Source organism: Kocuria carniphila (assembly GCF_004136555.1).
In the GTDB taxonomy this organism is placed as follows: domain Bacteria; phylum Actinomycetota; class Actinomycetes; order Actinomycetales; family Micrococcaceae; genus Kocuria; species Kocuria carniphila.
The window spans coordinates 1-3,470 of record NZ_NOIT01000036.1; the positions used below are offsets into that span (position 1 = coordinate 1).

Annotated in this window: 2 rRNA genes; both read right to left on the reverse strand. The window is 54.2% G+C overall.

Annotation, left to right across the window (positions count from 1 at the left end):
• Nucleotides 1-105 (reverse strand): 5S ribosomal RNA (gene rrf, locus EWV37_RS15355); the annotation flags it as partial.
• Nucleotides 106-294: 189 nt separating this feature from the next.
• A 23S ribosomal RNA gene (locus tag EWV37_RS15360) occupies nt 295-3,420 on the reverse strand.
• Nucleotides 3,421-3,470 lie beyond the last annotated feature (50 nt).

Below are 3,470 nucleotides of genomic sequence, written 5' to 3' on the forward strand. Positions count from 1 at the left end.
CTTACTCTCCCACACCCTCCCGAGTGCAGTACCATCAGCGCTGTGGGTCTTAGCTTCCGGGTTCGAGATGGGACCGGGCGTTTCCCCCACGCTATAACCACCGAAAACCCAACCCCACCCAACACGCTCTACCGCGTGTGGTGGGAAACCATGGTGTTTCCAGGTCTCGTGGACCATTATCCAATTACCAAACCAACCCCGACCAGAAGCACCCCAAACAGGGGGCCTGCGTGGTGTTGTTGGTTGTCAACCACATAGTGAACGCGAACACACAGATCTTTGATGAATGTTGTGTGTGATAAGTCTTCGGTTTATTAGTACCGGTCAGCTCCACGCCTTACAACGCTTCCACACCCGGCCTATCAACCCAGTCGTCTACTGGGAACCTCACACCCCCATAGGGGGGTCAGGAAATCTCATCTCGGAGCAAGCTTCCCGCTTAGATGCTTTCAGCGGTTATCTCTTCCGAACGTAGCTAATCAGCCATGCTCCTGGCGGAACAACTGACATACCAGAGGTTCGTCCGTCCCGGTCCTCTCGTACTAAGGACAGACCTCCACAAATTTCCAACGCACGCAGCGGATAGGGACCGAACTGTCTCACGACGTTCTGAACCCAGCTCGCGTACCGCTTTAATGGGCGAACAGCCCAACCCTTGGGACCAACTCCAGCCCCAGGATGCGACGAGCCGACATCGAGGTGCCAAACCATGCCGTCGATATGGACTCTTGGGCAAGATCAGCCTGTTATCCCCGAGGTACCTTTTATCCGTTGAGCGACGGCCATTCCACAATGTACCGCCGGATCACTAGTCCCGACTTTCGTCCCTGCTCGAGCTGTCACTCTCACAGTCAAGCTCCCTTGTGCACTTACACTCAACACCTGATTGCCGACCAGGCTGAGGGAACCTTTGGGCGCCTCCGTTACTCTTTAGGAGGCAACCGCCCCAGTTAAACTACCCATCAGGCACTGTCCCTGACCCGGATTACGGGCCGAAGTTAGATATCCAGAGTGACCAGAGTGGTATTTCAACAACGACTCCACCACAACTAGCGTCGCGGTTTCATAGTCTCCCACCTATCCTACACAAGCCACACCGAACACCAATACCAAACTATAGTAAAGGTCTCGGGGTCTTTCCGTCCTGCTGCGCGAAACGAGCATCTTTACTCGTACTGCAATTTCGCCGAGTTCATGGTTGAGACAGTAGGGAAGTCGTTACTCCATTCGTGCAGGTCGGAACTTACCCGACAAGGAATTTCGCTACCTTAGGATGGTTATAGTTACCACCGCCGTTTACTGGGGCTTAAATTCTCCGCTTCGACCCCAAAGAGTCTAACGAGTCCTCTTAACCTTCCAGCACCGGGCAGGAGTCAGTCCGTATACATCGTCTTACGACTTCGCACGGACCTGTGTTTTTGATAAACAGTCGCTTCCCCCTAGCCTCTGCGACCCCAACCAGCTCACACCGCAAAAGGTGATCACCAGCCAAGGCCCCCCTTCTCCCGAAGTTACGGGGGCATTTTGCCGAGTTCCTTAACCATGATTCTCTCGAACGCCTTAGTATTCTCTACCTGATCACCTGTGTCGGTTTAGGGTACGGGCGACTAAAACCTCACGTCGATGCTTTTCTCGGCAGCATAGGATCACCAAATTCCCTCACCTAAGAGAGTCCCATCACACCTCAGGCACACGGGCCGCGGATTTACCAACGACCCACCCTACATGCTTAGACCAGGACAACCATCGCCTGGCTTGGCTACCTTCCTGCGTCACACCTGTTAATACGCTTACCTCCCCGGATCAGGTCCCACGCTCCCCACACACGTCTTCACCCCGAAGGGATCCAATCATGGTGGTTCGGGTGGTTAGTATCCCCGGTTCAGTATGGACGGTTTTTCGCCGGTACGGGAATATCAACCCGTTATCCATCGACTACGCCTGTCGGCCTCGCCTTAGGTCCCGACTCACCCAGGGCAGATTAGCTTGACCCTGGAACCCTTGATCATCCGGCGGACGGGTTTCTCACCCGTCTTTCGCTACTCATGCCTGCATTCTCACTCGTTGAGGTTCCACCACTGGGTCACCCCGCAGCTTCACTACCCCAACGACGCTCCCCTACCCACAACACCACCTCAACCACTAACGGCTCAGCTATACGGTGTCATGCCACAACTTCGGCGGTGTACTTGAGCCCCGCTACATTATCGGCGCGGAATCACTTGACCAGTGAGCTATTACGCACTCTTTCAAGGATGGCTGCTTCTAAGCCAACCTCCTGGTTGTCTAAGCAACTCCACATCCTTTCCCACTTAGCACACGCTTAGGGGCCTTAGTTGATGGTCTGGGCTGTTTCCCTTTCGACTATGAAGCTTATCCCCCACAGTCTCACTGCCGCGCTTACACTTGACTGGCATTCGGAGTTTGGTTGACGTCAGTAACCTTGTAGGGCCCATCAGCCATCCAGTAGCTCTACCTCCAGCAAGCAACACACGACGCTGCACCTAAATGCATTTCGGGGAGAACCAGCTATCACGGAGTTTGATTGGCCTTTCACCCCTACCCACAGCTCATCCCCTCCATTTTCAACTGAAGTGGGTTCGGTCCTCCACGCGCTCTTACACGCGCTTCAACCTGGCCATGGGTAGATCACCCCGCTTCGGGTCTAGATCACGCCACTACAACACGCCCTATTCAGACTCGCTTTCGCTACGACTACCCCACACGGGTTAATCTCGCGACGTAACACTAACTCGCAGGCTCATTCTTCAAAAGGCACGCCGTCACCCCAAAAGGCTCCGACGGCTTGTAAGCACACGGTTTCAGGTACTATTTCACTCCCCTCCCGGGGTACTTTTCACCATTCCCTCACGGTACTGATCCGCTATCGGTCATCAGGAAGTATTCAGGCTTACCAGGTGGTCCTGGCAGATTCACACGAGATTTCACGAGCCCCGTGCTACTCGGGAGTACATTAGATCGAGATGACTGCGGTTTCGTCTACGGGACTCACACCCACTACGGTCTGGCACTCACCACCAGTTCGACTACCACAACACCACAACCCCCAGGGTGGCGACCCCAGGAACAACGCATCCCACAACCCCGATCATGCAACCCTCGCCAGGTATCACACACAACCGGTTTAGCCACCATCCGCTTTCGCTCGCCACTACTCACGGAATCACTATTGTTTTCTCTTCCTATGGGTACTGAGATGTTTCACTTCCCCACGTTCCTCCTCGCACCCTATGAATTCAGATACGAGTGACCACGCATAACACGCAGCCGGGTTACCCCATTCGGAAACCCTCGGATCACAGCTCGTTTATCAGCTCCCCGAGGCATATCGCAGATTTCCACGTCCTTCATCAGCTCCTGATGCCAAGGCATCCACCGTGTGCCCGTAACAACTTATACGCCACACAACACAAATAATCATCAAAAATACACACCACACACCAACAACC